This is a genomic window from Vulcaniibacterium gelatinicum, from assembly GCF_008033445.1.
In the GTDB taxonomy this organism is placed as follows: domain Bacteria; phylum Pseudomonadota; class Gammaproteobacteria; order Xanthomonadales; family Xanthomonadaceae; genus Vulcaniibacterium_B; species Vulcaniibacterium_B gelatinicum.
The window spans coordinates 199201-225914 of record NZ_VNKO01000001.1 but is presented as its reverse complement, the minus strand read 5'-3'; the positions used below and the strand labels follow the sequence as shown (position 1 = coordinate 225914).

Genomic DNA, 26714 nt, shown 5'->3' with positions numbered 1-26714 from the left:
CGGGAAATGGGGGTGTGGGGTCGGACAGGCAAGCCCGGAACGCTAGCATGGCGGGATGAACGCACGGTTCCTTCCCCGGGCGATGCCCTGGCTGGCGTGGGGCGCCGCCGGCCTGTGGGCCCTGGCATTGGCCTGGGCCGGCCTGGCACACCCCGGTCATTCGCAGGTCTGGCATCCGCCGGCGCTGCCAGGCGCGCACGGCGTGCCCGGAGCATTGGGCTTCAACCTGGCCGCGTTCGTGCTGCCTGGGCTGCTGCTGGCGGTGCAGGGTTGGTGGGGGCGTGCTTCCCTGCCTGTCGCGGCAGGGTGGGCCGGCCGGCTCGGCGGCTGGCTCGCGCTGTGGTCGGCGCTGGCCTTCGCCGCGCAGGGGCTGTGGCCGCTCGATCCCGGCACGGCCGCCGACGCCGGCGCGAACCGCGTGCACGCGACCGCGTGGACGCTGTGGTGGGTGGCGTTCGTGCCCGCGGCGCTGCTGCACGCGCTCGATGCGGGGCACGGGCCAGGCCGGCGCAGACTCGCCGCGGCGAGCCTGGCCGCGGTGCTGCTGGTGCCCGGCTGCGCGCTGCTCGCGCCGCTGCTGCTGCCGGGGGGCGTCGCCCAGCGGCTCGCGTTCGCGGCCTGGTTCGGCTGGTGGATCGCCGCGGCGCTGAGTGATCGCTCTGCGCGAAGTGCGCAGGGTCACTTGTAGCGCAGCTTCATGCCGAGGATCGTCGCCGACAGGGCAAACGTGACCACGTTCGAGACGATCATCGGGATCGAGCCCAGGCTGATCCCGTACAGCAGCCAGAAGCCGATCCCGACGGTGAACACCACGTACATCAGCAGCGAGATGCTGTGGGTGTCGCGGCTGCGGATGGTCTTGATCGCCTGCGGCACGAACGCGAGCGTGGTCAGGGTCGCGGCGATGTAGCCGGTCCACTCCAGGTTCATGGCGCGGGCATCCGGTAGATCACGCCGTCCTTCATCACGAAGTCCACCCCGAGCACGGCGCGGATGTCGGCCACCGGGTCGCCGGGCATGGCCACGATGTCGGCGCGCTTGCCGGGCTCGACCACGCCCTGGTCGTCCACGCCCAGCACCTGGGCGGCGTCGATCGTCGCCGCCTGCAGCGCCGCGGCGGCGGGCATGCCGGCTTCGACCATGTACAGGAACTCGCGCGCGTTGTCGCCGTGCGGGCCCACGCCCATGTCGGTGCCGAAGCCGATCTTCACCCCGGCGCGGTACGCGCGGGCGAAGGTGTCCTGGATCAGGACCCCGATCCGCGCCGCCTTCGGCCGCACGATCTCGGGGAAGTAGCCAGGCTCCTGTGCTTTTTCGGCCACGAAGCGGCCGGCGTGGAGGGTCGGCACGTACCAGGTGCCGTGCCGCTTCATCAGCGCGATCACCTCGTCGCTCATGCGGGTGCCGTGCTCGATCGAGGTCACCCCGGCCAGCACCGCGCGCTTCATGCCCTCGGTGCCGTGCGCGTGCGCGGCGACGGTGTAGCCGTAGTCCTTCGCCGTCTCCACGATCGCGCGCAGCTCCTCGAGGGTGAACTGCGGCGCGTCCGCGGACTTGGCGTAGGAAAGCACGCCGCCGGTGGCGGTGACCTTGATCAGGTCGGAGCCTTCCTTGTAGCGCTGGCGCACCGCCTGGCGGGCCTGGTCCGGCGAATTGATCACGCCCTCGGTCGGGCCGGGCGGGCCGGCCAGGTGCGAGAGCATGTCGTTCCAGCCGTTGGTGGGGTCGGCATGGCCGCCGGTGGTGGCGATGGACTTGCCGGCGGCGAAGATCCGCGGCCCCTTCACCAGCCCCTGCTCGATCGCATCGCGCAGGTGCAGGGTGACCTCGCCGCCGAGGTCGCGCACGCTGGTGAAGCCGGCCAGCAGGGTCTTCTCGGCGTAGCCCACGCTGCGGTAGGCGTAGTCCACCGGATCGAGGCGGAAGCCCTCCTCGTAGCTCTTCGGGCTGCTCTGCGAATCCAGGTGCACGTGCAGGTCGGTCCAGCCCGGCGAGCAGGTGCGGCCGGACAGGTTCACCGCCCGCGCCCCGGGCACTTCGACCCGGCCGGCGAGCACCTCGGCGATGCGGCCCTCGCGCACCACCACCGTGCGGGCGTCGAGCATGCGGCCGGCGCGGGCGTCGAACAGGCGCTCGCAGTGCAGGGCGAGGGGTTCGGCCGCGGCGGGCAGCGCGAGCGGGCCGGACAGGATCGCGGCCAGCGAGGCAATCAGGACACGGGACACGGCGGCAGGCTCCGGAGGGCGGACAGGACCGGCCGATTCTAGGCGCCCCGGCCTTGGCGGCATGTCCAGGAAGGCATGCCTGCGGCGGTGCCCGGCGGCGCGGGTCGCGTCTGCGGCTCGCCCGGGACGTGACGCTGCGGTAGGCTTTCCGGCTCTTTCCCCAGCGTTTCCCGCCGTGTCCGCCGAAGTTCCCGCCTACGACCCGAAATCCGTCGAATCCGCCGCCCAGGGCTACTGGGAGCGGACCCGCGCGTTCGAAGTCCGCGAGGACGCCGGCAAGCCCAAGTACTACTGCCTGTCCATGCTGCCGTACCCCTCCGGGGCGCTGCACATGGGGCATGTGCGCAACTACACCATCGGCGACGTGATCAGCCGCTACAAGCGCATGTGCGGCTTCAACGTGCTGCAGCCGATGGGCTGGGACGCGTTCGGCCTGCCGGCCGAGAACGCCGCGATCAAGCACCGCACCGCGCCGGCGAAGTGGACCTACGCCAACATCGAGCACATGCGCGCCCAGCTCAGGACGATGGGCTATGCCATCGACTGGTCGCGCGAGTTCGCCACCTGCCGCCCCGAGTACTACGTGCACGAGCAGCGCATGTTCGTGCGGCTGATGAAGAAAGGGCTGGTGTACCGCAGGAACTCGGTGGTGAACTGGGACCCGGTGGACCAGACCGTGCTCGCCAACGAGCAGGTCATCGACGGCCGCGGCTGGCGTTCCGGCGCGGTCGTGGAGAAGCGCGAGATCCCGCAGTGGTTCCTGCGGATCACCGCCTACGCGCAGGAGCTGCTCGACGGGCTCGACGCGCTGCCGGGCTGGCCGGAGTCGGTCAAGACCATGCAGCGCAACTGGATCGGGCGCTCGGAGGGGCTCGAGTTCGCCTTCGACGTGGAGGGCGAACCCGAGCCGCTGCGCGTGTTCACCACCCGCCCGGACACGCTGATGGGCGCCACCTTCGTCAGCATCGCCGCAGAGCACCCGCTGGCGCAGAAGGCGGCCGCGGACAACCCGCAGCTGGCCGCGTTCATCGCCGAGCTGCGCAAGGGCGGGGTGTCCGAGGCCGAGCTGGAGACCCAGGACAAGCGCGGCATGGACACCGGCCTGCGCGCCATCCATCCGATCACCGGCGAACGGCTGCCGGTGTGGGTGGCCAACTTCGTGCTGATGGGCTACGGCACCGGCGCGGTGATGGCGGTGCCGGGGCACGACCAGCGCGACTGGGAGTTCGCCAGGCAGTACGACCTGCCGATCCGCATGGTGGTGGTGCCGGCCGACGTGCGCGATGCGCTCGAGGAGATCGGCAAGCACCTGGCCGCGCACGACGACCCGATGCGTACCGCGCTCGGCGAGGCCGGCGCGCTCGACGTGTACGGCACCGGCGCCGCGGTGCAGGTGGTGGAGGAGTTCCAGCGCCGGATCCAGGAGGTGGAGGCCTACACCGAGCGCGGCTGGCTGGTGAACTCCGGCGAGTTCAACGGCATGGACTACCAGCAGGCCTTCGACGCCCTGGCCGAACGGTTCGAGCGCGAGGGCCGCGGCGTGCGCAAGGTCAACTACCGCCTGCGCGACTGGGGCGTGAGCCGGCAGCGCTACTGGGGCTGTCCGATCCCGGTGATCTACTGCGCCGCGTGCGGCGCGGTGCCGGTGCCGGAGGACCAGCTGCCGGTGGTGCTGCCCGAGGACGTGGCCTTCTCCGGCGTGCAGTCGCCGATCAAGGCCGACCCGGAATGGCGCAGGACCACCTGCCCGCAGTGCGGCGGCCCGGCCGAGCGCGAGACCGACACCTTCGACACCTTCATGGAGTCGAGCTGGTACTACGCGCGCTACACCTCGCCCGGCGCGGCCGACATGATCGACGCGCGCGCCAACTACTGGCTGCCGGTGGACCAGTACATCGGCGGCATCGAGCACGCGATCCTGCACCTGCTGTACTTCCGCTTCTACCACAAGCTCCTGCGCGACGCGGGGATGGTGGCCAGCGACGAGCCGGCCACGAACCTGCTCTGCCAGGGCATGGTGATCGCCGAGACCTTCTACCGCGAACACGCCGACGGCTCGAAGGAGTGGATCAACCCGGCCGAGGTCGAGGTCGAGCGCGACGCGCGCGGCCACGTGGTCGGCGCGCACCTGAAGGCCGACGGCCAGCCGGTGCGGATCGGCCACGTCGAGAAGATGTCCAAGTCGAAGAACAACGGCGTGGACCCGCAGGCGATGGTGGACAAGTACGGCGCCGACACCGTGCGCCTGTTCTCGATGTTCGCCGCGCCGCCGGAGCAGTCGCTGGAGTGGAGCGAGGCCGGCGTGGAGGGCATGGCCCGCTTCCTGCGCCGGTTCTGGCGCGAGGTGGCCACCCATGCCGCGCAGCCCGACCATCCGGACGTGCGCGCGCTGCTGCAGGGCGGCGCCCAGCTCACCCCGGCGCAGAAGACCCTGCGCCGCCAGGTGCACGAGGCCATCCAGAAGGTCGGCGACGACTACGGCCGCCGCCACAGCTTCAACACCGCGATCGCGGCGCTGATGGAGCTGCTCAACCACGTGGCGCGGTTCGACGATAGGTCCGACCTCGGCCGCGCGGTGCGGCACGAGGCGCTGGAGGCGATGGTGCTGCTGCTCAACCCGGTCACCCCGCACGTGTGCCACGCACTGTGGCGGATGCTCGGCCATCCGGAGACCCTGCTCGAGGACGTGCCGTTCCCGCAGGCCGACCCCGCCGCGCTGGTGCGCGATACGGTCACGCTCGCGGTGCAGGTCAACGGCAAGCTGCGCGGCACCATCGAGGTCGCGCCCGACGCCCCGCGCGAGGCGGTCGAGGCCGCGGCCCGCGCCGAGCCGAACGTGGCCCGCTTCCTCGAGGGGCAGACGGTGCGCAAGGTGATCGTGGTGCCGGGCAAGATCGTCAACATCGTCGCCGGCTGAACGCGCTTGCTGGCCGTCGCCGCCTCCGCCAGACTTGCCGCATGAGCCGATTCCTCGCCGTCGTCTTCCTCCTGGCCCTGTCCGGCTGCGGCTTCCACCTGCGCAACGCGCTGACCCTGCCGCCGGACCTCGGCCCGGTCCGGGTGGAGGCGCAGGACCGCTACAGCCCGCTCGCCGATTCGCTCGCGCAGGCGCTCGCGCGCGCCGGCGCGCAACCGGCCGCGGCCGGGGCGGAGGGCGTGGCCACGCTGCGCATCCTGTCCGAGCGCTGGGGCGACACGCCGATCGCGATCGACCAGTTCGGCCGCGCCCAGGAGTACTCGCTGCGGCATGCGGTGGTGTTCGAGTTCGTCGCCGCCGACGGCCGCGAGATCGTGCCGCGGCAGGCGGTGGAACTGGCGCGCGACTACATCGCCTCGCCGCAGCAGCTCACCGGCACCGAGGGCGAGCGCGAGATCCTGGCGCGCGAACTGCGCCGCGAGATGGCCGCGGCGATCCTGCGCCGCGTGGACGCGGCGATCCGCAATCCGGCGCAGCCCGGCGCCGCGCCGTGAGATGGAGCTGAAGCCCGAGCGGCTGGACGCGCAACTGGCGGCCGGGCCGCTGGCGCCCGCATGGCTGATCGCCGGCGCCGAACCGTTGCTGCTGACGGAGGCGGCCGACGCGGTGCGCGCCGCCGCGCGCGCGCAGGGCTACGGCGAACGCGAGGTGTACGAAGGCGAGGGCCAGCGCGAGCCGGATTGGGACGCGCTCGCGGCCAGCCTGCGCGCGCCGAGCCTGTTCGCCGGCAAGCGGCTGCTGGAACTGCGCCTGCCCACCGGCCGGCCCGGCAAGGAGGGCGAGCGGCTGATCGTGGAGTTCTGCGAGGCGCCGCCGCCCGACGTGGCGCTGCTGGTGACCGCCGGCGAATGGAGCCGCAAGCACGGCGGCAAGTGGAGCGAGGCGATCGCGCGCGCCGGGCACGTGGTGGTGGTCTGGCCGGTGAAGCCGCACGAGCTGCCGGACTGGATCGAGCGCCGCCTGCGCGCGCGCGGCCTGAGCGCCGACCGCGACGCGGTGCAATGCCTGGCCGAGCGGGTGGAGGGCAACCTGCTCGCCGCGGCGCAGGAGGTGGACAAGCTGGCGCTGCTCGCCGACGGCCGCCCGCTGGACCTGGCGCGGATGCAGGCGCTGGTTGCCGATTCGGCGCGCTACGACGTGTTCCGGCTGGTGGATGCGGCGTTCAACGGCCAGCCGGCGCAGGTCTCGCGCATGCTCGCGGGCCTGCGCGCCGAGGGCGAGGCGGTGCCGGCGCTGCTCGGCATGGTGGTGCGCGAACTGCTGCAGGGCGCGCAGCTCGCGCGCGTGCTCGCCGGCGGCGGCAACCTCGCCGGCGCGTTCCGCGCCCTGCACGTGTGGGAATCCAAGCAGGCCGTCTATCGGCGCGCGTTGCAGCGCCACCCCGAGCCCGTGCGCTGGGAGCGGTTCGTCGCCCGCGCCGGCGAGGTGGACCGCATCGCCAAGGGCCGCGCCGAGGGCGATCCCTGGCTCGCGCTCGAACGCCTGCTGCTCGCCGTCGCCGACGCGCGCGGCCTGCGCCTGCTCGCTTCGTGAACGCCGCGCCGCTCCACGTCCTCTACGGCGGCACCTTCGACCCGGTGCACTGCGGCCATCTCGCGGTGGCGCGCGCCGCACGCGATGCGCTCGGCGCCGAGGTCGCGCTGATGCCCGCCGCCGATCCGCCGCACCGGCCGCCGCCAGGCGCCAGCGCCGAACATCGCGCGCGCATGCTCGAACTCGCGCTCGCCGGCGAACCCGGCCTGCGCGTGGATCGGCGCGAGCTGCAGCGCACGGGGCGCAGCTACAGCGTGGACACCCTGCTGGCGCTGCGTGCCGAGCTCGGCGCGGACGCGCCGGTGGCGCTGCTGGTCGGCGCCGACAGTTTCCGCGGCCTGCCCACCTGGCACCGCTGGCGCGAGCTGCTCGGGCTCGCCCACTTCGTCGTCGCCGAGCGCCCCGGCAGCCCGCTCGACCGGGGCCTGGACGAGCCGCTGGCTTCGGCCATCGCCGGCCGCCTGGCGGAGACGCCGGCCGCCCTGCGCGCGGCCCCGGCCGGGCGCATCTGGCGCCTGCAGCAGCCGCTGCGCCCGGAATCGGCCAGCGAGCTGCGCCGGCGCATCGCCGCCGGCGAACCCTGGCGCGACTGGGTGCCGGCCATGGTGGCCGAGTACATCGAGCGCCATGGCCTGTACCGCCCAACGGCCGGAGCCGCGCCGCCCGCACCGGTATAATCGCCCCGCAAATCCGCACGCCACGAGCCCCGCGCCCTTGACCACCGCCGCCCAGGTCATCAAGACCCGCCTTCCCAACCCGCCGCCGCCCGTCGAGACGCTGTTGCGCGAAGTCCACGCCGCGGTCGGGGAGCTCAAGGCGAAGGACGTGGTCGAGATCGACGTGCGCGGCAAGACCAGCGTCACCGACTTCCTGGTGATCGCCTCGGGCACCTCCACCCGCCACGTCAAGTCCATCGCCGACGAGGTGGTCAAGTTCGCCAAGCGCCTGGACGTGCAGCCGCTGGGCGTGGAGGGCGAGCGCGAGGCCGAGTGGGTGCTGGTGGATCTGGGCGACATCGTCGTCCACGTCATGCTGCCGCGGGTGCGCGAGTTCTACGGCCTGGAACGCCTGTGGACGGTGGGCGACCAGCCGCCGGAAGCCGCGCCCTGAGCCAAGGCTGGACGACGCTCCGAGGACATGAGCGGCGCTTTCCGCCGGCCGCCGCGCGTCAGCCGCTGCCTGACGGGCCTCTCCCCGCCACCCCACTGACGGCCGCGGCGAAATCCGCGGCGAAGCCGGCCATGTCGAAGAGGCCGCCGTCGCGACGCCGCTCGGCCAGTTCGGCGCGCAGGGCCGCGAGCCGCGATGGATCCCGAGCCAGGCGGATGGCCAGTGCGACGAACTCCCGGTCGTCCGCGACGTTCATCGCGTCCATGCCGAGGTGGTGGTTGAGGCTGCCGGCCACGCGCGCGGCGAAGGTGTTTCCAGGCCGGGTGAGCACCGGGCAACCGGCCCACAGGGCGTCCGAGGCGGTGGTGTGGGCGTTGTACGGCTCGGTGTCGAGGAACAGGTCCGCGTGCTGCAGCCGCGCCAGATACTCCGGGTGCGGTTGCTTGCGCATGAACACCAGGCGCTCCGGGGCCACGCCCTGCGCTTGCGCGGCAGCGCGCAGCCGTTCGTCGGCGCGACCGGGCCCGGAGAGCAGCCACAGCACGCTGCCGGGAACCTCGCGCAGCACCGCCAGCGCGCGGCCCACGCTGCGCGGGTTGAGCTTGTAGCTGTTGTTGAAGCAGCAGAACACCACGCCGCGTTCTGGCAGGCCGCAGGCGGCGCGCGGCGGGGGCGCGGCGATCGCGCGCGTGGTGTCGGAAGGCTGGAAGCAGCGTGGCAGCCACACCACCTGCTCGCTGAAGTGCGCAGCCATCGCCGCGGGGAGCACGAAGCGGTCGGCCAGCACGTAGTCCATCCACGGCGCGCCGGAGGTGCCGGGGTAGGCCAGCCAGTTCACCTGCACCGGCGCCGGCCGCATCGCCAGCACTTCCGGCACGCCGCCGCCGCCCCAGCCGCGCAGGTCGAACAGCACCTCGATGCCGGCGCGGCGGATCGCGCCCGCGACCTGCGCATGCGGACGCTGCGAGACATCGTGCAGCGCATGCACCGCCGCCTGCAGCCGGCGGCGGATCGGGCTGCCGTCGTCGCGGTTGAGCGCGAACAGGTGTACTTCCAGGGAGGCGTGCGCGCGCAGGTGTTCGAACAGCGCCACCGTGAGCAGGCCGGTCGGGTGGGCGCCGAAACCGTTGGACAGGAATCCGACCCGCACTGGCCCGGGGCGGGGGGGATGGTCGGTGCCGGCGACACGGTCCTCGACGCGCGGGGCCCCGGGCGGGTTGGGCGGGGGCAATGGCACGGCGGTTCTCGCCACCTGTGCCGCCCGCAGCCGCGCGCAGCGCAGTTGCTCGGCAGCCGTAGCGTCCTCGCTCAGGAACGCGAACGGCTCGACTGCGGCGGTTCCGGCGGCGACTGCATCGCGCACCTGGCGCGACAACGCATCGAGGTCACGCCAGTCGCACAGCTTGCGCCGCCAGGCGAGCAGGTAGGCGGCGATCTGGGGTTCGTGCGGCAGCAGGGCGTGCGCATGCGCGTAGGCCTCGGCGGCCGCCTCGGCTTCGCCCACGTCCTCCAGCGCATGGCCCAGCCAGACGGCGATGCCGGGATGGTGCGGCGCATTCGCCGCCGCGGCACGCAGGCTCGACACCGCTTCCTGGCGCAGCCCCTGCATCCACTGCGCGCGCCCCAGGCGGGCCAGGGCTTCCGGGTGGCCGGGATGCAGGGCCAGCGCCCGGCGTGCGGCGGCTTCCCCGGCGCGGGCGTCGCCGGCATCGAGCTCGTGCTCGGCGAGCAGGATCCAGGCATAACCGTCGTCGGGGTTGCGTTGCAGCGCGCGGCGCAGTTCGGAGCGCGGGTCGTTCATGGCGGAACTGGGGAATGCCGGCCTGCATTGTGGCGGATGCGGAGGCGGACGACGCTTCACCCCGGTCCGCGCGCCGCTACCATGCGCGCGATGAAGGCACGATTGATCGCGGTCGGCGAGCGCGCGCCGGCGTGGGTGGCGGAGGGCTTCGCCGAATACCGCAAGCGGCTCTCGCACTGGCTGCCGCTGGAGCTGGTCGAGATCGAGCCCGGCCTGCGCGGCAAGGGGCGCGATCCGGCGCGGGCGATGCAGGAGGAGGGCCAGCGCGTGCTGGCGGCGCTGCCGAAGGGCGCGCTGGTGGTCGCGCTCGACGGGCGCGGCCGGGCATGGAGTTCGGAGGCGCTGGCGCAGCGGCTGGAACACTGGCGCGCGCAGGGACGCGACCTGGCGTTCCTGGTCGGGGGCCCGGAAGGGCACGCGCCGGAGGTGCTCGCGCGTGCCGACGAACACTGGTCGCTGGGGCCGCTGACCCTGCCGCACATGCTGGTGCGGCTGCTGGTGGCCGAACAGCTGTACCGCGCGGCGGCGCTGCTGGCCAACCACCCGTATCACCGCGGGTGATCGGCCCCCACCCTGGCCCTCCCCCGCAAGCGGGGGAGGGAGAGGGGAGGGTGGAAGCGGCCCTCCCCCGCTTGCGGGGGAGGGTTGGGTGGGGGCGCCGGCCGCCTGCTACAACTTGAAGTCGATCGGCACCAGGCCCACCGCCTGCACCGCCACGCCGTCCTGGATCGCGGGGCGGAAGGTCCAGCGGCGCAGCACGTGGCGGCGCGCGGCGTCGTCGAGGATGCGATGGCCGCTGCCGCGCTCCACCGTCACCTCGAGCGGACGTCCGTCGGTGTCCACCAGCACCCGCAGCAGCACGCTGCCCTGCAGGCCGTCGCGCAGCGCCTCGCGCGGATACGGAGGCGGCGGTGCACGGTCGTATTCCAGGCGTACCGCGGGCAGCGGGTCGGGCGGAACGAAGCGATCGCCAGCCGCGGCGTCGGCGGGCGGGATGTCGGCCGCAGCCGTGTCCATCGGCGTGCTGTCGGGGAACACCACCGGCGGCACCGGCGGGGTGTCGGCGCGGCGCGGAGTCGGCTGCGCGCGCGGGGGCTGCGGCCGCACGACCGGAACCTCGACCACGGGCCTGGGCTTGACCGTCTCGATCCAGACCACGGGGGGATCGGGATCCGGCAGCGGGACCGGTTCGGGCACCGCCATCGGCAACAGCAGCAACATCAGCGCCGCGGCGTTGATCGCGATCGCGCCGCTGTAACCGACGATGCGGGCGGGGTCGGGCCGTTCGTGCCACCGCAGATGGCCGCTCTGCGAGTGCGGGCCGTGGACGAGCGTGTGCGTCATGGCGTGCCTCCCGTGGTGTTGGCCTGGGTGGACAACGCGCGGAGGGCGCCTGCGGGGTTGCCGTGCCGCCTTCGCGCGACTCGACCTGCACGGGTCACGCTAGGCCCGCGGCGGAGCGGGCGGCAAGACGGGATCGCGCCGCCGGACGGCGGGCATTCAGATTGCGGCGGCTGCGGACGTGCCGCGCGCGCCAGGGCGCGCGGCACGGGGACGGGCGCTCAGCGGCCCAGCTCGAACACCACCTCGAGGCTGACGTTGAGCGTGCTCTCGCCCGGCGACACCGGCGTGTCGGCCTTGGCCATCTCCATCGCCGCCGCGCGCGCCATCGGCACCGGCGGCGGGAAGCCGGCACCGCCGCCTTCGTTGATGCTGACGATGCGGCGCACGCGCAGGCCGAGCGCGCGGGCATAGGTTTCGGCACGGGCGCGGGCCTTCTCCAGCGCGGCCAGGCGCGCCTCGTCGTAGGCGGCGTCGGGTTCGCCGATCTCGAAGCTGGGGCCGTTGACCTGGTTGGCGCCGCTGGCGACCAGGGCGTCGAGCACCTTGCCCAGCTTGGCGAGGTCGCGGACCTTGAGGTTGACGGTGTTGCTGGCCTGGTAGCCGGTGATCGCCGGCGGCTGGTTCTCGGCGTAGCGGTACTGCGGGAACACGCTGATGCCGGAGGTCTGCACGTCGCGCTCGGCGATGCCGGCAGCCTTGATCGCGGCGAGCACGCGCGCCATCTGCTCGGCATTCGCGCGCAGGGCGGTGTTGGCGTCGGGCGCCTGGGTGACCACGCCGGCCGAGACGGTGGCCACGTCGGGCACGCGCTTGGACTCGCCCTGCGCGGAGACGTTGAGCAGGGTGGCATCGCCGGGGAGCGCGTAGGCGGGCGGCGTCTGGGCGGAAGCGGTCATGGCGGCTCCGAGGGCGAGGGTGGTGGCGAGCAGCAGGGGGCGCAGCATCCGGGGCATGGTGGTCTCCATCGGCAAGGCCGGCAAGGGTGGGGAACGGTGTGTTGCCGGCGGGTGAACGGGGGATGAGCCGGAACGGGGTTGCGTGCCGGTTGTGGCGACGTTCGGGATGCCCCGGCCGGCGCTCACGCTAGACTGCCACGATGCTGCACCTCGCCTCGCGTTCCCCCCGCCGTTCCGAGTTGCTGGCCCGCCTCGTGCCGGTCTTCGGCGTGCTCTCGCCCGACGTGCCCGAGGAGCGCGCGCCGGGCGAACCGGCCGCGGACTACGTGCGGCGCGTGGCGCGGGAGAAGGCCGGCGCCGGACTGCTCGCCGTGGTCGGCGCCCCCGGCGCGGTCGTGCTCGGCGCCGACACCGAGGTGGTGCTCGACGACGAGGTGTTCGGCAAGCCGAACGACGCCGAGGACGCGGCGCGGATGCTGCGCCGGCTCTCCGGGCGCACCCATCTGGCGATCTCGGCGGTCTGCCTGGTCAGCGCCGGGCGCGAGCTGCAGGCGATGTCGGTGACCGAGGTGAGCTTCGCCACGCTCGACGAGGACGACATCGCCGCGTATCTGGCCAGCGGCGAATGGGCGGGCAAGGCCGGCGCCTACGGCATCCAGGGCCGCGCCGAGGCCTTCGTCACCCGCCTGTGCGGCAGCTACTCCGGCGTCATGGGCCTGCCGCTGCACGAGACCGCGCAGCTGCTGCGGCAGTTCGGCATCCGACCGCTTCCGACATGAGCGAAGAGATCCTCGTCAACGTCACGCCGCGCGAGACCCGGGTGGCCGTGGTCGAGAACGGCATGCTGCAGGAGCTGCACATCGAGCGCGGCTGGCGGCGCGGGGTGGTCGGCAACATCTACAAGGGCAAGGTGCAGCGGGTGATGCCCGGCATGCAGGCCGCGTTCGTCGAGGTCGGCCTGGAGCGCGCCGCGTTCCTGCACGCCAACGACATCGTCAAGCCCGCGCCGGTGGCCGGCGCCGAGGGCGAGGACAGCACGCTGCCGCCGGCGCCGACACGGCCGATCGTGGAACTGGTGCGCGAGGGCCAGGAGCTCGTCGTGCAGGTGGTCAAGGACCCGATCGGCAGCAAGGGCGCGCGCCTGACCACCCAGCTCAGCATTCCCTCGCGCTACCTCGTGCTGCTGCCGCAGTCGCGGGTGATCGGGGTCTCGGCCCGGATCGAGGACGAGGCCGAGCGCGCGCGATTGAAGGGCATCGTGACCGAGCTGGCCGGCGGCGGGCACGGCTACATCGTCCGCACCAATGCCGAAGGGCAGCCGGCCGAGGCCCTGGCCGAGGACATCGCCTACCTCAGCCGCGCCTGGGCGCTGGTCGAGGCCCGGGTGCGCGAACAGCCGGTGGGCAGCTGCGTGTACGAGGACCTGAGCCTGCCGCTGCGCGCGGTGCGCGACCTGATGCGGCGCGACGTGGAGAAGGTGAAGGTGGACTCGCGCGAGACCTGCGAGAAGCTGCGCGCGTTCGCCGCCCAGTTCATGCCGGGGCTGGCGGAGAAGATCGAGCACTACGGCGGCGCGCGGCCGATCTTCGACCTGTACGGGGTCGAGGACGAGATCCAGCGCGCGCTGGAGAAGGAGGTGCCGCTGAAGTCGGGCGGCTACCTGGTCATCGACCAGACCGAGGCGATGACCACCATCGACGTCAACACCGGCTCCTACCTCGGCCAGCGCAACCTCGAGGAGACGGTGTACCGCACCAACCTGGAGGCCGCGCAGGCGGTGGCGCGCCAGCTGCGGCTGCGCAACCTGGGCGGGATCATCATCATCGACTTCATCGACATGCACGATCCCGAGCACCGCCGCCAGGTGCTGCGCACGCTCGAGAAGTCGCTGGCCCGCGACCATGCCCGGACCACGGTCTACGACTTCTCCCCGCTCGGGCTGGTGGAGATGACCCGCAAGCGCACCGTGGAGTCGCTGGAGCGGCAGCTGTGCGAGCCCTGCCACGAGTGCGGCGGGCGCGGCACGCTGAAGACGCCGGAGACGGTGACCTACGAGATCTTCCGCGAGATCACCCGCGCGGTGCGCCAGTTCGACGCCGCGCGGCTGCTGGTGATCGCCTCGCCCAAGGTGGTGGCGCGGATCACCGAGGAGGAGTCGGCGGCGGTGGCCGAGCTGGAGGAGTTCCTGGGCAAGTCCATCCGCTTCCAGGCCGACGACCAGTACCTGCAGGAGCAGTTCGACGTGGTGTTGCTGTGACCCGCCTGCGCCGCCACCTGCGCATCGCCCGCCGCACGCTGTGGTACGCGGTGGCGGTGACGCTCGTGCTGATGGCGGTGGTGTCCGGCGTGCTCAACGAGCTGTTGCCGCTGGTGGAGCGGCATCCGGCGCGGATCGCGGCCTGGCTGAGCGAGCGCGCCGGGCGGCCGGTGGCGTTCGATGCGGTGGACACCGCCTGGACCCGGCGCGGGCCGCTGCTGCGGCTGGAAGGGCTGCGGGTGGGCGAGGGCGCGCAGACGCTCGAGGTCGGCGACGCCGAGCTGCTGGTGTCGCAGTACGCGGGCCTGCTGCCCGGGCGCTCGTTCACCGAGCTGCGCCTGCGCGGGCTCGACCTCACCCTCGAGCGCGCCGACGACGGCCGCTGGCGGGTGCGCGGCCTGCCGGGCCAGGAGCGGCCGGGGGGCGATCCGCTCGGCACGCTCGAGGGGCTGGGCGAACTGCAGGTGATCGGCGCGCGGCTGCGCGTGCTGGCGCCGTCGCTGGGCATCGATGCGCGGGTGCCGAAGCTGGACCTGCGCCTGCGCGTGGATGGCGACCGCGTGCGCGCCGGCGCGCACACCTGGATGCATGCCGACACCGCGCCGCTGGTCGCGGTGCTGGATTTCGATCGCAAGCGCGGCGACGGACGCGCCTGGGCGCAGGCGCGGCGCGTGGAGCTGGCGCACTGGTCGCCGCTGCTGCGCCTGGCCGGCGTGCGGGCCACCGGCGGCGAGGGCGAGGCCCAGGCCTGGGCGGTGCTGCGCGGGCACCGCATCGCCAGCGTGACCGTGGATGCCGATCTGCGCGCGCTCGCGCTCGCCGGCACGCCGGTGGACGCCGGGGCGCAGGCGCCCGCCGTGCGCTTCGGCGAGGCGCGGGTGCAGGCGCGCTGGCAGGCGCTGCCGGGGGGCTGGCGTTTCGATGCGCCGACCCTGCGGCTCGGCGCGGGCGAGGAGGAGCAGCGCCTGGACGGCCTGTTGCTCGCCGGCGGCACGCGCCAGGCGGTGGTGGCCGAGCGGGTGGACGCCGGGCCGCTGCTGGCGGTGCTCGCGCTCAGCGACCGGCTGCCGCCGGGGCTGCGCCGCTGGCTGGTGGCGGCGCGTCCGCGGCTGGTGCTCGAGGAGGTGGAACTCGCCGGCGGTGGCGGGCCGCTGCAGGCGCGCGGCAGGATCGTGGCGCTCGCGTTCCCGCCGATCGGCAACACGCCGGGCCTGCGCGGCCTGACCGGCGCGTTCGAGGGCGACGCGCGCGGCTTCCGTTTCGTGCCCGATCCGCAGGCGCGGGTGGTGTTCGACTGGCCGCCCGGCTTCGGCGTCGAACACGTGGTCGCGCTGCAGGGCACGATCAGCGGCTGGCGCGAGGGCGCCGGTTGGCGCGTCGGCACCGATTCCCTGCACGTGCGCGGCCGCGACTTTGGTGCGCGGGTGCGCGGCGGGCTGTGGTGGCAGGGCGACGGCAGCCGGCCGTGGATCGACCTGGCCGCCGCGATTGACGAATCGGCGGTGCCGGCCGCCAAGGGGTTCTGGGTGCGGCACCTGATGCCGGATGCGGCCGAGCGCTGGCTCGATGCGGCGCTGGTCGCCGGGCGCGTGCTGGACGGGCGCGCGGTGGTGTCCGGCGACCTCGACGACTGGCCGTTCCGCGACGGCACCGGGCTGTTCCGCGCCGACGCGCGCATCGCCGATGCGACGCTGAAGTTCGATGCCGGCTGGCCTGCGGCGGAGCGGGTCGAGGCCGACGTCAGCTTCGTCGCCGACGGCTTCCGCGTCGCCGGCCGGGGCGCGCTCGCCGGCGTGGGCATCCGCCGTTTCGAGGCCGGGATCGAGCGCTTCGGCAAGGCCCCGCTGATCGTGCATGCCGAAGGCGGCGGCGACGCGGCGCGGCTGCTCGCGCTGCTGCGGCGCAGCCCGCTGGAGCAGGAATACGGCGACACCCTGGCCAACCTCTCCGCCTCCGGTGCCGCCGACGTCAGCTTCGATTTGCGCCTGCCGCTCGGCACGGATGTGCCGATGCGCCTGGGTGGCACCGTGGACGTGCGCAACGCGAGCCTGCGCGAACGCCGCTGGAACCTCGCCTTCGACCAGGTGCGCGGCCGCGCCGAGTACGGACAGGGCGGATTCGTCGCCGAACAACTCGCGGTGCGGCACGCGGGTCAGCCCGGCCGGCTCACGCTGCGCGCCGGCGGCTACGTGCGCGATCCGGCGCAGGGGTTCGAGGCCGAGCTCGAGGCGAGCCTGGCCGCGCGCGACCTGCTCGCGCGCGCGGAGCAATTCGACTGGCTGCTGCCGTACGTGGAGGGCCGATCGCCGTGGACCGTGGCGGTGGCGATCCCGAAGACCGCCGCGCGCGGCGCGGCGGCCGCGCCCACGCGCCTGATGCTGCGCTCGAACCTGGTCGGCACCGAGCTGCGCCTGCCGCTGCCGCTGCGCAAGCCGGCCGAGGCGCCGCTGGCGGCGACCATCGACACCGCGCTGCCGATCGGCAGCGGCGAGACCCGCGTGACCCTCGGCGGCACGATGACCCTGCGCGCGCGCAAGTCCGGGGCGCAGACCGGTGTGCGCGTGGCGCTGGGCGGCGTCGGCGCGGACGACGCCCCGCCGCCTTCCGGGCTGGTGGTCACCGGCCGCACCACCGACCTGGAGGTGCTCGACTGGGTCGCGGTCGCGCGCGGCGGCGGCGACGACGGCCTGCCGCTGCGGCGCGTGGACGTGAGCGCCGAGCGCCTGCACCTGGTCGGCGCCGCGTTCCCGCAGGCGCGGCTGCAGGTGGCGCCGGCCACGGGCGGGATCAGCGTGAACGTCGCCGGCCCGGCGCTCGCCGGCACGCTCACCGTGCCGGATGCCGACGGCGCGGCGATCAGCGGCCGCTTCGAGCGCATGCACTGGCGTCCCGCGCCGCACACGGACACCACCGCGGATGGCGATGCCGACGGCACCGATCCGGCGCGGATCCCGCCGCTCGCGCTGGACATCGCCGAGCTGCGGGTGGTGGACGCCGCGCTCGGCCAGGCCACGCTGCGCACGCGTCCGGTGCCCGGCGGCATGCGCATCGAGCAGTTGCGCACCCGCGCGCGCGAACAGCGCGTGGACGTGACCGGCGAATGGCTCGGCCGCGGCGACGCGGCGACCACGCAGTTGCAGGCGACGGTGGACAGCGACGACTTCGGCGCGCTGCTCGCCGGCCTGGGCCTGGGCGGCCAGCTCGCCGGCGGCGACGGCAGCGCGCGCCTGGAAGCCCGCTGGCGCGGCAGCCCGGCGGCGTTCCGGCCGGTCGGCACCGAGGGCACGCTCGTGCTGGACGTGCGCGACGGGCGCCTGCTCGAGGTCGAGCCCGGCGCCGGCCGCGTGCTCGGCCTGCTCGGCATCGCCCAGCTGCCGCGGCGCCTGATGCTCGACTTCAGCGACTTCTTCGCCAAGGGCTTCAGCTTCGACCGCCTTGGCGGCGAGATCCGACTGACCCAGGGGCGCGCGCGCAGCGAGGACCTGCGCATCGACGGGCCCGCAGCGCTGATCCGCATCCGCGGCGAGGCAGACCTGCGCGCGCAGAGCTTCGACCAGACCATCGAGGTGCTGCCCAAGGCCGGCAACCTGCTCACCGTCGCCGGCGCGCTCGCCGGCGGCCCGGTCGGTGCGGCGATCGGCGCCGCTGCGAACGCGATGCTGAACAAGCCGCTGCGCGAGATGGCGGCCAAGACCTATCGCGTGACCGGGCCGTGGAAGGATCCCAAGGTCGAGGTGATCCGGCGCGAGCCGGGCGCGACCGCGGCCAAGCCGACGCCGCCATCGGGTTGATCCGCGGCGATCGGCCACAATCTCTCCTTTCCCCGCCGGATTTCCCGCCCCGTCCATGAGCCAGGCCCTGTCACTCGCCGAATCCCGCCTGCTGCTGCCCGCCGGCCTCGACACCGGCCGCCTCGAACGCGCGTTCGGCGCGCTGCTCGGGCCGGGCATCGACTTCGGCGACCTGTATTTCCAGCACTCCCGGCGCGAGAGCTGGACCATGGAGGACGGCATCGTCAAGGAAGGCGCGCACGCGATCGAGCAGGGCGTGGGCGTGCGCGCGATCAGCGGCGAGAAGACCGGCTTCGCCTATTCCGACGAGATCAACTCCGAGGCGCTGCTGTCGGCCGCGGCCTCGGCGCGCGCGATCGCCCGCGAAGGCGGCGTGCGCTCGCCGCACGCGCTGGCCCGGCACGCGGGCCGCGAGCTGTACCGGCCGCACGACCCGGTGGACGCGCTGCCGAACGAAACCAAGGTGGAGGCCCTGCGCCGCATCGACCGCCTGTTGCGCGCCGCCGATCCGCGCGTGCGCCAGGTGATCGTGAGCCTGACCGGCGGCGTGGACACGGTGCTGGTGGCGCGCAGTGACGGCGTGCTGGCCGCGGACGTGCGGCCGCTGGTGCGCTTCAACGTGCAGGTGATCGTGGAGCAGCACGGCCGCCGCGAATCCGGCTATGCCGGCGGCGGCGGGCGCCATGGCTACGCCGAGCTGCTCGAGGGCGGGCGCCCCGAGGCCTGGGCGCGCGAGGCGCTGCGCCAGGCGCTGGTGAACCTGGAGGCGGTGGACGCGCCCGCCGGCGTGATGCCGGTGGTGCTGGGCAGCGGCTGGCCGGGTGTGCTGCTGCACGAGGCGGTCGGCCACGGCCTGGAAGGCGATTTCAACCGCAAGGGCACCAGCACCTACGCCGGCCGCATCGGCCAGCGCGTGGCCGCGCCGGGCGTGACCATCGTGGACGACGGCACCCTGCCGGGCCGTCGCGGCTCGCTCAACGTGGACGACGAAGGCACGCCCACGCAGTGCACCACGCTGATCGAGGACGGCGTGCTGGTCGGCTACATGCAGGACACGCTCAACGCCCGCCTGATGGGCATGGCGCCGACGGGCAACGGCCGCCGCGAGTCGTTCGCGCACCTGACCATGCCGCGCATGACCAACACCTACATGCTCGCCGGCCCGCACGACCCGGAGGAGATGATCCGCTCGGTCAGGCGCGGCCTGTACGCGGTCAACTTCGGCGGCGGCCAGGTGGACATCACCAGCGGCAAGTACGTGTTCTCCGCGACCGAGGCCTACCTGATCGAGGACGGCCGCATCACCGCGCCGGTGAAGGGCGCGACCCTGATCGGCAACGGCCCGGAGACCATGCAGCGGGTGAAGATGGTCGGCCACGACCTCGCCCTGGACGAGGGCGTGGGCATCTGCGGCAAGGACGGCCAGAGCGTCCCCGTCGGCGTCGGCCAGCCCTCGCTGCTGATCGACCAGCTCACCGTCGGCGGCACCCGCGCCTGAGCGATGCCGGGCGCGCCGGGTCAGTCCTCCGGCGAGGACGCGTCCAGCAGCGCCCGCAAGGCGCGGAACAGTTCGCGGAAGGCGTGCGGAGGCTTGTTGCGGCGGCGTTCGTCGAGCGCGTTGCGGACCAGCTGGCGCAGGTGCTGGCGGTCGGCGTGCGGATGCTCGGCGAGCAGGGCGGCCAGGGCTGCGTCGCCGTCGGTGAGCAGGCGTTCGCGCCAGGCCTCGGCGCGGTGCAGCGCGGCGGCCTCGCGGCGCGCGGCCTCGCCGTGGAGGTCGAGCGCGTCGCGGATCGCGTGCAGGGTGTCCTCGTCCTCGCGCCGCAGCTGCTTGGCCAGGTAGGCGAGCTGGCGCTTGCGGGCGATGTGCGAAGTGATCCGCCGCGCCTCGCGGATGTGCGGCAGCAGCGCCTCGGGCACCGGCAGGCGCGCCAGCTCGGCGTCGCTGAGCGTGGCCAGCGTCTCGCCCAGCGCCAGCACTTCCAGCGCCTCGCGGCGCTGCTGGCTGCGGCTCGGGCTGTAGTATTCGCCGGTGTCGGGGTCGCGTCCGCGCATGCGGAAAGGATAAGCCATTGAACCAGCCGGTCCCATTGCATGACGACAGCCTGGCGCGCCTGGAGGCGCTGGCCGGGGTCGCGCGCGAGCTGCTGGCGCGCTGCCGCGCGCGCGGGGCGAGCCAGGCCGAGGTGTCCTGCTCCGAGGAGCACGGGCTCAGCGCCAGCGTGCGCATGGGGCAGGTGGAGACGCTGGAATCCACCCGCGACCGCGGCATCGCGGTCACCGTCTATTTCGGCCAGCGCAAGGGCAGCGCCAGCACCGCCGACCTGCGCCCGGAGAGCCTGGAGGCCACGGTCGAGCAGGCCTGCGCGATCGCGCGCCACACCGAGGAGGATCCCGCCGCCGGCCTGGCCGAGCCCGAACTGCTGGCGCGCCCGGGGCCGGACGGCCGCTTCCCGGAATTCGACACCTGGCACCCCTGGGCGCTCACCCCCGAGCACGCCATCGACCTCGCGCTGGCCTGCGAACAGGCCGGGCGCGAGGCCGATCCGCGCATCGGCAACTCCGATGGGGCTTCGGTCGGCAGCAGCGAATCGTTGAGCGTGTACGCGAACTCGCACGGCTTCCTCGGCGCCGAGCGCAGCACCCAGCACACGCTCGGCTGCGCGCTGATCGCCGGCCGCGGCGAGGCGATGCAACGCGACGGCTGGTACACCACCGCGGTGGCGGCGGAGGATCTGGAGGAGGCCGTCGCGGTCGGCCGCCGCGCCGCGCAGCGCGCGGTGGCGCGGCTGGATCCGCGCCAGCTGCCGACCCTGCAGGTGCCGGTGCTGTTCGAGGCCGAGGCCGCGCGCTCGCTGGTCGGACACCTGCTCGGCGCGGTGTCGGGCGGCGCGCTGTACCGCAAGGCCAGCTTCCTGCTCGACAGCGTCGGCGCGCGCCTGTTCCCGGACTGGTTCGCGATCCACGAGCGGCCGTTCCTGCGCCGCGGCCTGCGCAGTGCGGCGTTCGACGCCGACGGCGTGGCCACGCGCGAGTCGGCGCTGGTCGAGGGCGGGGTGCTGCAGCGCTACGTGCTCGGCTGCTACTCGGCGCGCAAGCTGGGGCTGGCCACCACCGGCAACGCCGGCGGCGTGACCAACCTCGAGGTGCGCCCGAACGCGGGCGGCTTCGACGAGCTCGTGCGCGGCCTGCACCGCGGCCTGGTGGTCACCGAGCTGATGGGCCAGGGCGTGAACCCGGTCACCGGCGACTACTCGCGCGGCGCGGCCGGCTTCTGGGTCGAGGACGGCGCGATCGTGGGGCCCGTGGACGGGATCACCATCGCCGGCAACCTGCGTGCCATGTTCGAGGCGATCGAGGCCGTGGGCAGCGACGTGGATCGGCGCTCGCACATCCGCACCGGCTCGATCCTGGTCGGGCGGATGACCGTGGCCGGGGAGGGCTGACCCGGGGACTTGACGCGGCCGGCGCACGGGGCCGACAGTGGACCCGCGCCGCAGGGGCGCGCATCGTGCGGGGAGCCACGAAATGAACGACATCAACCCGGCGCCGGGGGGCGCCGCGAGCGGGATATCCGCCGAGGAACGGCAGTGGGCCATGTTCGCCCATCTGGCCGCGCTGGCCGGACTGGTCATTCCGTTCGGCAACATCATCGGCCCGCTGGTGGTCTGGCTGATCAAGCGCGAGACCATGCCCTTCGTCGCCGACCAGGGGAAGGAAGCCCTCAATTTCCAGATCACCGTGGCGATCGCCGCGATCGTGAGCATGATCCTGATCGTGGTGGTGATCGGCTTCGTGTTGCTCTTTGTGATCGGCGTGGCCGCCCTGATCCTGACCATCATCGCCGCGGTCAAGGCCAACGAGGGCGTCGCCTACCGCTATCCGTTCGCGCTGCGGCTGATCAACTGAGCGCTCGCGCGCAGGGTGCACTTGCATCGGGCCGGCACGACCGCATCATGGGTCGGCCGGCCCGTTCTTCTTCCCGGAGGTCACGATGGAAACGCCGCACGAGACCGCTCCCACCCTCAGCGACCGCCAGTGGGCGGCGGCCGCGCACCTGCTGGCGCTGATCCTGGCGCTGGTCACGAGCTGGGCCGCGGGCATCGCCGGCGCGGTCGGCGCGCTCGCGATCTGGATCATCAAGCGCGACGACTCGCCGTTCGCGGCCGAGCACGCCAGGGAAGCGCTCAACTTCAACCTGAGCATGTTCATCTACGCGGTGGTGCTGGTGGTGCTGAGCGTGGTCACGCTCGGCATCGGCCTGATCTTCACCGTGCCGGTGGGGCTGTTGATCGCGCTGGTGTGGCTGGTGTGCACGCTGATCGCGGCGTTCCGCGCCTACGACGGGCAGCCCTACCGCTACCCGATCAGCATCCGCCTGTTCCGCTGAGGCGGGGCCGCGACGCGAGGGGCGGTCCGGGCCCTCAGTCCCGGCGCGTGTACGGTTCCAGTGCGCCGTAGCCGCGGCGGTCGATGCGGTCCAGGCGTTCGTCGAGCGGCGGGTGGGTCTTGTACAACTGCGCCAGGCCGGCCGACTTCGGCCCGAACGCGGACATCTTCTGCAGCACGGCGTAGTAGGCCAGCGGGTTGATCCCGGCGCGGGCCAGGTAGACCAGTGCGATCTCGTCGGCGCGGTATTCGGCCTCGCGGTCCAGGCCGGTGAGCATGATGGCCGCGCCGTGCTTCTCGACGTAGGCGCGCGCCAGGCTCTCGCCCAGGCTGGCGCCGCCGGCGACCTGGGAGGAGACCAGTTCCTTGGCCGCCGCGGCCATCTCCTGCTTGTGGATCACCATGTAATGGTCGCGCTGGACCACGTGGTTGATCTCGTGGGCGAGCACGCCGGCCAGTTCCGCGTCGCTGGCGATGAGCTCGTACAGGCCGCGGGTGAGCAGCACGTAGCCGCCGGGTGCGGCGAAGGCGTTGACCTCCGGCGTGTCCACGATGCCGAAGGCCCACGGCAGCTCCGGGCGTGCGCTCTGCGAGGCGACCCAGCGGCCGACCAGGTTGACCCGGCGCTGCGCAGCCGCGTCGTTCCACAGCGGGCGCGCGCCGAGCACGCGGCCGGCGATCAGCGGGCCCAGCGCCAGTTCCTCCCCGGTCAGCTCGGCTTCCGACTTCGGGATCGCCTTCTCGCCGGCGCCGAGCACCGAGCCCACCGTGCCGCCGCCGAGGGAGCCGAGCAGCCCGCGCGCCACCGAGGTTCCGAGTCGCGCATTGGCCTGGGAGGTCTTGCCGCCGCGCGGCACCGTTTCGCCGGCCCAGGCGATCTTCGTCGCGCTCCAACGCTGCCGCGCGGCGTAGGCGGCCGCGGCCTCGGGCGTGGCCCGGTAGCCCTCCAGCTGCGCCAGCTGGGCGGCGTCGAAGGCCGCGCCGCGCAGGTCGCTCTCGTCGAGGCCGCGCACGCCGGCGGTCTCGCTCACCCGGCCCTTGCCGGCCCTGCCGGTGAACAGCACGCGCAGGGTTTCCGGCGGCGCCGTGCCGGTGCCGGCCATGCGTACCTCGGTGACGCGCACGTAGCCGCTGGCGCCACTGTCGAGGGCGAGCCTGAACCAGAGCCCTTCCTGGCCGGCGACCGCGACCTTGGCATTGCGCTGGAGCGTGGCCACCACCGGCGCGGCGAAGTCGGGCCGGGCGTACACGGCCGCCTGCGGCTTGTGCACGATGGCCTGGAGGGTGGCGGTTGCAGCCAGGGCGAGCGCGGCGGCAAGGGCCAGCGACAGCAGCGACAGGGCGAGGAGGCGGGTCGGGCGCATGGCGGCGGTGGTGGATGTGCGGGCGGGGTTCATTTCCGGATCAACGGATTGGAGCCAGAAAGCGGCCATTCGTGCGGTGCGTTGAGGTCGCGGCCGAGCAGCTCGCGCAGGCGCAGGCGTTCGCCACGGGTGCTGTCGTCGTTGCGGTCGTCGATCTCGGCCGCGACCGCGCAGACATAGACCTTGCCGTCGTCGTCCAGGCGCTGGTCGTGCGCGTTGAGCGCAGCGTGCAGGGCATCGAGCTCGGTTTCGGCGATCGCGCGCGCGCTGTGCTCGTCCTTGCCCTTCCAGACCAGCAGCACCAGGTCGTCGAGGATCGCGTGCAGCCAGCTCTTGCGCTCGACCACGCCCTCGATCATCACCGCCTGGCTGCCGGCATACAGGAACCGCCGCAGCAGGCGCCGGTACTCGCGCCGGGCGAGGGTGGCGGTGCGCGGGTCCACCCCGGGGTTGGCGGCGAAGCGCAGCCGCGCCATCACCAGCCACGGGTGGGTGTCGGGGTCGTATTCGGGGCGGTAGTCGTTGTTGCCCACTGCGTGCCCGCGCTGCACCGCCGCGTACATCCGGCACACGCCGAAGCACAGGCTGACGAAGCCGACGCAGGCGAAGATGTCGAAGAACCAGCCGAAGAAGCTCAGGCCGGCGTAGGCGGCAGCGAGCAGCAGCAGGTTGCCGGCGACGAACACCGCATCAATGTCCTGGTGCGGCTCGCCGCGCCAGAACGCGAACGCGCTGAGTGCGACCAGCAGCGCGGCGAGCAGGTACTTCAGGCCGGTCGGCGGCACCCGGATGGCGCTGTCGTGGATCAGCGCGCCGGCGGCCTCGGCCAGCACTTCCACGCCCGGGGTGGCCGGCCCGATCGGCGTGGGCTTGGTGTCGGTGAGGCCGGCGGCGGTGTAGCCGACCAGCACGGTGGCCCCGCGCAGCGGTGGCAGCGGCTCGCCCGGCGCGCGGCACACGGCGCGGCCTTCGATCAGGTCGGCGGCGCTGACGTAGGGCAGGCGCGAACGGGTGCGCCAGTTGATCCGCACCGAGGCCGGGAAACTCTGCGGCGCGCGCCCGGTGACCTGCACCGCCAGCCGCAGCGGCAGGGAGGGCAGCGCCCAGTCGCCCAGTGCCTCGCGCAGCGGCACGTCGCGCAGCACGCCGTCCTGGTTGCGGGCGACGTTGGTCAGCGCCGAGTGGCGCGCCAGCGCCTGGCCGTAGGGCAGCATCAGCGCCACCGGCGGGCCGGGCGGGGTGGCGCCGGCATGCAGCGGGAACGCGCCGGGCGCCTGCGCCGCGCGCAATGGCGAGCCGGCATCGAAATCCTCCGGCATGCGCGAGGAGCCGAACACGAAGCGTCCGCCGGCGCCGGCGGCCATGGCCTCCAGCGCCGCGTCGCCGGCCGGGTCGGTTGGCGAGGTGTCGGCGAAGATCACGTCGTAGCCGACCGCGCGCACGCCGGCGCGGTCGAGCGCGTCGAGCAGATCCGCGTGCCGCTGCCGGCTCCACGGCCAGCCGCCCTCGCCCCTGGCGCGGAAGTGGTCGATCGAGCAGTCGTCGATCTCGACCACCACGATGCCCGATGGCGCCGGCGGATCCAGCGGGCGCCAGTGGATCACGCGGTCGAAGATCGCGTCCTCGGCCGCGTCCAGGCTGCGACCGTGGCCGTAGTCCCAGGCCAGCCAGGCGATCGCGGACAATGCCAGCAGCGGGTAGAAGGCGAAGCGCAGGCGCAGGGCGAGGCGGGCGGCGGGCCGCCGGTAGCCGCGCTCGAGCCGACCCCAGGCGTCCATGAACGCCTGGCCCGCCTGCGTCAGGGCTTGGTCGAGCCAGGTCAGCAGGCGGTGCGTCAGGCGGGGGCGCATGGCGGCGGCCTCGGGCTAGTGGGTGCGTTGTACCGCCAAACGGGCCAGGGCGTGGAGGTGGACGGCGCGGGCGCCGAACGGGGCGAGCGCCTCGCCCATCCTTGCGCCGAGCTCGGCCAGCCGTCCACGTGCGCCGTCCATGCCGAGCAGGGCGGGGAAGGTGGCCTTGGCCTGGACCGTGTCCTTGCCGGCGGTCTTGCCGAGGGTGGCGCTGTCGCCCTCGACGTCGAGCAGGTCGTCGCGGATCTGGAACGCCAGGCCCAGCGCATCGGCGTAGGCATCGAGCCGGCGGCGCGCCTCGGCGTCGGCGTCGGCGGCGATCGCTCCCAGCCGCACCGCGGCGCGCAGCAGGGCGCCGGTCTTGAGCGCATGCAGGCGCTGCAGCGCCTCCAGGCCGATCGCACCGCCGCGGCCGGTGGCGTCCATGTCCAGCGCCTGCCCGCCGCACATGCCGCGCGCGCCGGCGGCCATGGCCAGCTCGCGCAGCATCGCCACCCGGCGGGCGTCGTCGAGCGGCGCATGCGCGAGCAGTTCGAAGGCGAGCGTCTGCAGCGCGTCGCCGGCCAGGATCGCGGTGGCCTCGTCGAAGGCCACGTGCACGGTGGGCTGGCCGCGGCGCAGCGCATCGTCGTCCATTGCCGGCAGGTCGTCGTGCACCAGCGAGTAGGCGTGGATCAGTTCGACTGCGGCGGCCGGGGCATCGAGCACGGCTTCGTCGGCGCCGAAGGCGGTGCCGGTGGCGTACACCAGCAGCGGGCGCATGCGCTTGCCGCCGAGCAGCACGGCATGGCGCATCGCCGCGTGCAGGCGCGCCGGCGGGGCGGCGGTGGCGGGCAGGGCCGCGTCGAGCGCCGCGTCCACGCGCACGCGCCAGGCCGCGAAAGGCGTCTCAGGCATCCGGCGCGGCGGGCGGCGCGGTGTCGAACGGCTGCGCCCGTTCCGGCTGTTCGGGATCGCTGAGCAGGCGCACCCGCAGCTCGGCCTGTTCCAGCGCGCTCTGGCACTTGCGGTACAGGCCGATGCCGCGCTCGTAGGCGGCGAGCGACTCCTCCAGGCTCATCTGGCCCTGTTCCATCTTCTCGACCAGCTGCTCGAGTTGCTCCAGCGATTGCTCGAAGTCGGCGACCGGGGAGGCGTCGGTGGCGGATTTGCGCGGCATGGCGGAAGTGTGGGGCGAGGC

The 26714-nt window shown here is 73.6% G+C and carries 24 protein-coding genes; 14 read left to right on the top strand and 10 right to left on the bottom strand.

The genetic code is table 11. The annotated features are described in order from the left end of the window. The first annotated feature begins 55 nt into the window (after positions 1-55). Complete coding sequence (locus tag FPV26_RS01055; RefSeq protein WP_246109166.1) at positions 56-688, top strand: DUF998 domain-containing protein; 633 nt, start codon at positions 56-58, stop codon at positions 686-688. Here FPV26_RS01055 and FPV26_RS01050 read toward each other — a convergent pair. Continuing rightward, positions 679-930 carry a SemiSWEET transporter gene (locus FPV26_RS01050; RefSeq protein WP_147651616.1) on the bottom strand — a complete coding sequence of 84 codons (252 nt, stop codon included), beginning with the start codon at positions 928-930 and terminating at the stop codon, positions 679-681. The genes FPV26_RS01055 and FPV26_RS01050 overlap by 10 nt on opposite strands. Further along, complete coding sequence (locus FPV26_RS01045; RefSeq protein ID WP_246109165.1) at positions 927-2225, bottom strand: metal-dependent hydrolase family protein; 1299 nt, start codon at positions 2223-2225, stop codon at positions 927-929. Before FPV26_RS01045 ends, FPV26_RS01050 begins: the two co-directional genes overlap by 4 nt. Positions 2226-2400: 175 nt before the next feature. Here FPV26_RS01045 and leuS point away from each other — a divergent pair, with 175 nt between their 5' ends. From leuS to rsfS, 5 genes are read left to right on the top strand one after another with little or no spacing between them, the layout of a single operon-like run. Further along, positions 2401-5142: a leucine--tRNA ligase gene (gene leuS / locus FPV26_RS01040; RefSeq protein ID WP_246109164.1), complete on the top strand. Its 2742-nt coding sequence runs from the start codon at positions 2401-2403 to the stop codon at positions 5140-5142. Between the two features lie 41 nt (positions 5143-5183). Next, positions 5184-5696 (top strand): LPS-assembly lipoprotein LptE, encoded by a 513-nt coding sequence (locus tag FPV26_RS01035; RefSeq protein ID WP_147651610.1) that lies wholly within the window; start codon positions 5184-5186, stop codon positions 5694-5696. Position 5697: 1 nt separating this feature from the next. Then, on the top strand, positions 5698-6735 hold the full coding sequence (gene holA, locus FPV26_RS01030; RefSeq protein ID WP_147651608.1) for a DNA polymerase III subunit delta: 1038 nt from the start codon (positions 5698-5700) through the stop codon (positions 6733-6735). Beyond that, positions 6732-7412, top strand: coding sequence for a nicotinate-nucleotide adenylyltransferase (nadD, locus tag FPV26_RS01025; protein ID WP_147651606.1), 681 nt, complete (start codon positions 6732-6734; stop codon positions 7410-7412). The genes holA and nadD overlap by 4 nt, the downstream gene beginning before the upstream one ends. Positions 7413-7449: 37 nt before the next feature. Continuing rightward, positions 7450-7845: a ribosome silencing factor gene (gene rsfS, locus FPV26_RS01020; RefSeq protein WP_147651604.1), complete on the top strand. Its 396-nt coding sequence runs from the start codon at positions 7450-7452 to the stop codon at positions 7843-7845. 58 nt (positions 7846-7903) lie between these two features. Here the strand turns inward: rsfS and FPV26_RS01015 are convergent, their stop codons facing one another. Beyond that, on the bottom strand, positions 7904-9646 hold the full coding sequence (locus tag FPV26_RS01015) for an O-linked N-acetylglucosamine transferase, SPINDLY family protein (RefSeq protein ID WP_147651602.1): 1743 nt from the start codon (positions 9644-9646) through the stop codon (positions 7904-7906). Positions 9647-9736: 90 nt separating this feature from the next. On the opposite strand from FPV26_RS01015, the gene rlmH reads away from it, so the two are divergent. Continuing rightward, a complete protein-coding gene (gene rlmH, locus FPV26_RS01010) occupies positions 9737-10207 on the top strand; it encodes a 23S rRNA (pseudouridine(1915)-N(3))-methyltransferase RlmH (RefSeq protein ID WP_147651600.1) in 471 nt (156 codons plus the stop codon). Positions 10208-10315: 108 nt separating this feature from the next. On the opposite strand, the gene FPV26_RS01005 is transcribed toward rlmH, so the two are convergent. Both FPV26_RS01005 and FPV26_RS01000 read right to left on the bottom strand, forming a co-directional pair. Continuing rightward, positions 10316-10990 carry an energy transducer TonB gene (locus FPV26_RS01005; protein WP_147651598.1) on the bottom strand — a complete coding sequence of 225 codons (675 nt, stop codon included), beginning with the start codon at positions 10988-10990 and terminating at the stop codon, positions 10316-10318. A 218-nt stretch (positions 10991-11208) separates the two neighbouring features. Next, positions 11209-11943 carry an SIMPL domain-containing protein gene (locus tag FPV26_RS01000; protein ID WP_147651596.1) on the bottom strand — a complete coding sequence of 245 codons (735 nt, stop codon included), beginning with the start codon at positions 11941-11943 and terminating at the stop codon, positions 11209-11211. A gap of 143 nt (positions 11944-12086) precedes the next feature. Here FPV26_RS01000 and FPV26_RS00995 point away from each other — a divergent pair, with 143 nt between their 5' ends. Genes FPV26_RS00995 through tldD form a run of 4 tightly spaced genes read left to right on the top strand, consistent with a single transcriptional unit; the run spans position 12087 to position 19432 of the window. Continuing rightward, positions 12087-12665 carry a Maf family protein gene (locus FPV26_RS00995; protein ID WP_147651594.1) on the top strand — a complete coding sequence of 193 codons (579 nt, stop codon included), beginning with the start codon at positions 12087-12089 and terminating at the stop codon, positions 12663-12665. Beyond that, positions 12662-14143 (top strand): ribonuclease G, encoded by a 1482-nt coding sequence (gene rng, locus FPV26_RS00990; protein WP_147651592.1) that lies wholly within the window; start codon positions 12662-12664, stop codon positions 14141-14143. Before FPV26_RS00995 ends, rng begins: the two co-directional genes overlap by 4 nt. Next, positions 14140-17934, top strand: a complete 3795-nt coding sequence (locus tag FPV26_RS00985) for a YhdP family protein (protein WP_246109163.1) — start codon at positions 14140-14142, stop codon at positions 17932-17934. Before rng ends, FPV26_RS00985 begins: the two co-directional genes overlap by 4 nt. A 55-nt stretch (positions 17935-17989) precedes the next feature. Further along, positions 17990-19432, top strand: a complete 1443-nt coding sequence (gene tldD, locus FPV26_RS00980) for a metalloprotease TldD (RefSeq protein WP_147651590.1) — start codon at positions 17990-17992, stop codon at positions 19430-19432. 20 nt (positions 19433-19452) lie between these two features. Here the strand turns inward: tldD and yjgA are convergent, their stop codons facing one another. Then, a complete protein-coding gene (yjgA, locus tag FPV26_RS00975; RefSeq protein ID WP_147651764.1) occupies positions 19453-19986 on the bottom strand; it encodes a ribosome biogenesis factor YjgA in 534 nt (177 codons plus the stop codon). A 17-nt stretch (positions 19987-20003) separates the two neighbouring features. On the opposite strand from yjgA, the gene pmbA reads away from it, so the two are divergent. The 3 genes from pmbA to FPV26_RS00960 all read left to right on the top strand — a co-directional run bounded on the left by pmbA (position 20004) and on the right by FPV26_RS00960 (position 22321). Next, the gene (pmbA, locus tag FPV26_RS00970; RefSeq protein ID WP_147651588.1) at positions 20004-21377 is read left to right on the top strand and encodes a metalloprotease PmbA; all 1374 of its coding nucleotides are present in this window, start codon (positions 20004-20006) and stop codon (positions 21375-21377) included. 82 nt (positions 21378-21459) lie between these two features. Then, positions 21460-21840, top strand: coding sequence for a DUF4870 domain-containing protein (locus FPV26_RS00965; protein ID WP_147651585.1), 381 nt, complete (start codon positions 21460-21462; stop codon positions 21838-21840). An 85-nt stretch (positions 21841-21925) separates the two neighbouring features. Then, entirely contained in the window at positions 21926-22321 is a 396-nt protein-coding gene (locus FPV26_RS00960) for a DUF4870 domain-containing protein (protein ID WP_147651583.1), read from the top strand. A 34-nt stretch (positions 22322-22355) separates the two neighbouring features. Here FPV26_RS00960 and FPV26_RS00955 read toward each other — a convergent pair whose 3' ends face one another. The 4 genes from FPV26_RS00955 to FPV26_RS00940 are packed head-to-tail and all read right to left on the bottom strand — an operon-like array spanning position 22356 to position 26693. Then, positions 22356-23684: a M48 family metalloprotease gene (locus FPV26_RS00955; RefSeq protein ID WP_181952524.1), complete on the bottom strand. Its 1329-nt coding sequence runs from the start codon at positions 23682-23684 to the stop codon at positions 22356-22358. A gap of 29 nt (positions 23685-23713) precedes the next feature. Further along, positions 23714-25534 carry a CHASE2 domain-containing protein gene (locus FPV26_RS00950; protein WP_147651579.1) on the bottom strand — a complete coding sequence of 607 codons (1821 nt, stop codon included), beginning with the start codon at positions 25532-25534 and terminating at the stop codon, positions 23714-23716. Positions 25535-25549: 15 nt separating this feature from the next. Further along, complete coding sequence (locus tag FPV26_RS00945; protein ID WP_147651577.1) at positions 25550-26431, bottom strand: farnesyl diphosphate synthase; 882 nt, start codon at positions 26429-26431, stop codon at positions 25550-25552. Beyond that, positions 26424-26693, bottom strand: coding sequence for an exodeoxyribonuclease VII small subunit (locus FPV26_RS00940; protein ID WP_147651575.1), 270 nt, complete (start codon positions 26691-26693; stop codon positions 26424-26426). The genes FPV26_RS00945 and FPV26_RS00940 overlap by 8 nt, the downstream gene beginning before the upstream one ends. Positions 26694-26714 lie beyond the last annotated feature (21 nt).